Genomic DNA, 4,172 nt, shown 5'->3' with positions numbered 1-4,172 from the left:
CCTGTACAATTCCAATCAATGTATTTCAAAAAAGCGAACAAAAAGGCAAGCTAAATCCAAGGTGCAATCCGTCAGACTGTTTTGATATTCTTTGTTCGGTGTGTCCACCATATTGACTTAATACCACACCTGCTCGCTAAACTCACCGTCCTCGTCCTGCCAGAAGATGATTCGGCGCTTATGAAATTCAAGCAGCGGTGCGGAGAAGCGTTCTGCAAGCCTGATTTTTATCGTGTCTGACAGCATACGATCCTCCTATATCTTCGCCAGAACGTCTGCGAATACTTCATAGTTTTTCTTAACGCCGTCGTCGAGGTCAATATCGATGTTCCTATCGGCGAGGTGGTGAACCTTTTCCTCGAAGACACCAATTTCCCGTGACTGTTCCGTCAGCTTATCCTGCTGCTTCAAGAGCCGTGCGCGTTCGGCGCCTGTCGCTGTATTCAGAGCTGTAGCGATGTGGAGAAGCTGTGTGCGGTAACGCTCCTGCTGCTCGTGGACGTAATCTGTCCGCAGCTTGGCGAGCAAGTCCCGTGAATAACGGTGCAGGTAGATAAGAGCCTTAAAGCCGTTCTTCTTCCCGCTGCTAAAGAGCCAGTATATAGGCCGTTTTTGATAGATCTTGCAATGGTCGGCGTAAAAGCCGTTCAGGAAGTAGTTCCGAATGACCTCCCGCGTGGTACCCCGTCCACCGAGCACATCAGCGATGAATTTTAGATTTTCTTCTAGCGTATCGGCACCGTAGACGGTCCTTACAAACTCGACAAATCGCCCCACAATATCGTCATCGAAATACTCGTCGTCACCTATGGGGAGAATATTGTCCTTGTCGGGGATAAACGTGTGATATTTGCCTGCATCCCATTCGCCGCCGGCATAGGCAAGTCCCTCTGCATCAAGCGAGTATCGCCCGAACATACAGCCCACGGCATAGCTGATAAGGCTGCGAATCTCGCGCCCCAAATCGGCGCGGCGCACCGTTACGTCCTTATCCTCAACCTCAGGGGTGAGTTCTTCATGCAAACCGTAGATGTCGATGAAGATACGGTTGAGTTCTTCCTCGTTGGCTTTGAGCGTGTCGAATCGCTCCGCCGCTTCGTGTTCCCACTTGGCAAATGCCATCGCAACAGTTCGCTCGCCGCAGTTGAGCGGGTGACGGGCGAAGTCCCATGAATTTTCAAAAAAATCCCAATCATCTCGAGATAATTGGTAATTTTCTATAGAAAGATCCCTGATACACGAAGTCGACTTAATGAGTGATTGATTATACCCAAGGATTGATATGTATCCGGGCTCGAATCCAATTGTTGGTGATGTTATCGCAAGTAGATGAACAACTATGCTTGCATTTAAAAATGCCAGAATAAAGAAAACATCATCATTATCATTTGCAAAAATTGAGGCTCCCTTGTTAGAAAAAGCATAGCCTTTGTCAAAATATCTAAATGCAGCTTTCCCAGAAGAAATATTTGACCAAGTGATTCCTGACCTGAAGTATAGGTGCCTTGAAGGTAAATGATTACTTGTATTTGCTAATAGATTATAGTTTTGTTTATCGAATGCAATAACATATTCATTATTTCCATACCATCGCCGGTAAAATCCTCCTTTATTCAGCGGAACCCACTTTTTCCCCTCCAACCATATAGTTTCAATATCATTAAACCCAAGCGCAAGGCGATCTATTACAATCTCAAACCACAGCCTAAGGAATCTATCGTTGTCTCCTGTGGACAGGCCTTGTCTGACTTGTGCATAATCTGCAATATGGCTTAGTCGAAAGCTTTTTAGCATTTCGGAACTTGCCCAATACGCCACAGGACTGCCTGGTATCTTCTCGAAATTCTCAGCGCTGGCGGTGCAATTACGCTTGTGAGCAGTTGGAAAGACAACGGGCTTTCCGTCCTCAACGTCTTTCATGGTCATGTAGTTGTACTGACCCTTGTAATTGGCGATGTGTCGTCCGTAAACATTGGAAATAGCAGTTCCAAATGCGATGCCCATAACCATATTCTCCATATGCATAAAATTCATAATTGTTCTAAAAGACAGTATTTTTTTACGCATAGTCTCAAAACTCGACAGGAACATCCACGATTGCATTGTAACCATGCAGTTGTATCCATCCGGTTTTATCCAGTCCAAGCCACGCTCAATAAAACACGAAAACAAGTCGCTCTTGCTGTCGTTGTAGTTCTCTTTCACAAACTCTGACAGCTTCGCACCCATACCCGAACTGCCCATATACGGCGGGTTGGTGACGACGACATCGTACTTCTGCGCTAATAGACGCTTGAAGTTCCAAGCGTTCAGCGTGGTTTCATGATTCTCCGTGAATAAAGTGATTTCTTTCGGCTCTTCCGGCTTCGGCGGTAGCGCATCCACTTTCACGAGCGAGCCAAATTCTTCACCGTCCGGGAATCCTGAGGGATGGTAGACCTGCGGTTTGACGTTCTCCGTGAAAATGCGCCGGTTATACTGCCGAGCTTTCATCATAAGCGAGAAATAGGCGAGCTGATAGGCCCTACGGTCGATGTCCAGACCGTAGATGTTCTTCTCAAGTATCAGCTTGGCCGCGTCACGAGGGCTAACGCCCACGCTTTCGTAAATCTGCATCAACACGTCAAAAGCGTAGACAAGTATGTGACCGCTGCCCATACACGGGTCGATCAGACGAATATCTTCCGGGGATTTCACGGGAGACTGCGAGCGCAGAACGCGCAGATGCTCTGCAACTTCCGGCGTTTGCTCGGCTTCGTCGAGGTAGTATTTCCAGTTAGCTCTTAGCGCGGCGTTTGGGTGCGATTCAAGCCATAACCGACCGAGGGAATTCTCCACCATATACCGCACAATCCAGTCCGGTGTGAAGAGCTGTGTAGCGGCAGGGATTGTCTCCTTGGTGATTTTGATGTTCTTTTTTAGACCGTCAAATACGGCTTGTTTCGGCTCGGTATTGTAATACTGATACATCCAGCCGATAATCTGCACGGCGTCGCGCCAGTCTTCTTCGGGTATGTCCGTCACAAGCCGCCCAAGCACTCCATCCAGCTTTAAGATGTTGTTTGGCAGGAGCATTTCGGTGTAGCTTCCGAGCTGTTCAAACATCTCCGGTAAAGCATCATTTAGCGCGTTGCACTGCGTCAGCAGGAGATAACGGTAGAGCTCTTCGATCTTATTGGCGTTTAGCAGCTCGGACACCTTAGCCTTGTCGAGTCTCGGTAAGTCGAGGTGCAGAACCTCTTTCAAGATCTCGGGATTGAAGTCACCGTTTGCGTCGGAGAACACGCGGACATGGGTCGGCAAATAGTCATTGACCTCCATAAAGCGCAGAGCGACAAAGCGGTTGAACCACGTGTACGCCACGTCTTCAACAGCCTTCTGATAGCCATGTTCCTTTATCTGCATGACAAACGAGTGGCGCTGTTGCTGTTCCTCGTTGGACAGCACACGCCCGGCGATAACTGTGGCGTGCTCTTCGCCGTAGCTCTTATCGCTGATGCCGTACTGAAAAGCGCGCTGTTTCACTTGGTCGATGAGTTCGTTTCGAGCCCAGATGGCGAATTTTTGTATGGCGTTCTTATTCATATCATTACCCTCACTTAGTTAATCTGTATTCCGTCATTTTCCACCAACGTGTCGTACAGCTTCTGGCGAATCGTTTCAAGGTAGCCGTCCACGTCCTCGCGTGAGGTCAACCGCTTGACAGGGAATACATCATAACGGCGCACCTGCACAATCTTTTTTGGCTTTGGTGCTGTGCTGCCGCCTGGTTCTGGCTGCTCATCAAGTATAGATTCAATGAGCTTGCAAACTCGATCCTTATAGTTGAGCAGTTGTGTTATCATCGCGTCAAGCACGGTCAAACTCGTAGCGTCGGCTACTTTTTGCTTATACTCGATAAAGCGATCATCTGATTTCTTAACTTCGTCGCGTGCTTTGCTTCCGACACCCGCAAGTGTATGGACATCACCCATACACAGAGTGATGATGCCACGCACTTCCTCTTTCTTTTGCTCCAAAAGAACGCCATAGCCGATTTTGATGGACTGCTGTTAGGCTATAGGGGTGGACACAACGAATCGAGAGTGTGAAAATAAGTAAATCGATTCGAGGTGTTCATGGTGACAAAGACAAATAGATACAGCACGGAATTTAAATTGAATACGGTGAAA

Annotated in this window: 3 protein-coding genes; all 3 read right to left on the bottom strand. The window is 47.8% G+C overall.

Annotated features, from left to right (window positions below):
- Positions 1-117: 117 nt before the first annotated feature.
- The 3 genes from MM817_RS17110 to MM817_RS16125 are packed head-to-tail and all read right to left on the bottom strand — an operon-like array spanning position 118 to position 4,019.
- Entirely contained in the window at positions 118-246 is a 129-nt protein-coding gene (locus MM817_RS17110; protein ID WP_272880045.1) for a hypothetical protein, read from the bottom strand.
- 9 nt (positions 247-255) lie between these two features.
- Positions 256-3,585, bottom strand: a complete 3,330-nt coding sequence (gene pglX, locus MM817_RS16130; protein WP_241717035.1) for a BREX-1 system adenine-specific DNA-methyltransferase PglX — start codon at positions 3,583-3,585, stop codon at positions 256-258.
- Positions 3,586-3,599: 14 nt separating this feature from the next.
- Positions 3,600-4,019: a hypothetical protein gene (locus MM817_RS16125; protein ID WP_241717033.1), complete on the bottom strand. Its 420-nt coding sequence runs from the start codon at positions 4,017-4,019 to the stop codon at positions 3,600-3,602.
- Positions 4,020-4,172: the final 153 nt, after the last annotated feature.

It is taken from the genome of Sulfoacidibacillus ferrooxidans (assembly GCF_022606465.1).
In the GTDB taxonomy this organism is placed as follows: Bacteria; Bacillota; Bacilli; order Alicyclobacillales; family SLC66; genus Sulfoacidibacillus; species Sulfoacidibacillus ferrooxidans.
This window is presented reverse-complemented; position numbering and strand designations above follow the sequence as displayed.

Excerpts from the sequence above, each read along its gene's own strand:
- MM817_RS17110 (WP_272880045.1), bottom strand. The coding sequence starts at position 246 with ATGCTGTCAGACACGATAAAAATCAGGCTTGCAGAACGCTTCTCCGCA.
- pglX (WP_241717035.1), bottom strand. The coding sequence starts at position 3,585 with ATGAATAAGAACGCCATACAAAAATTCGCCATCTGGGCTCGAAACGAA.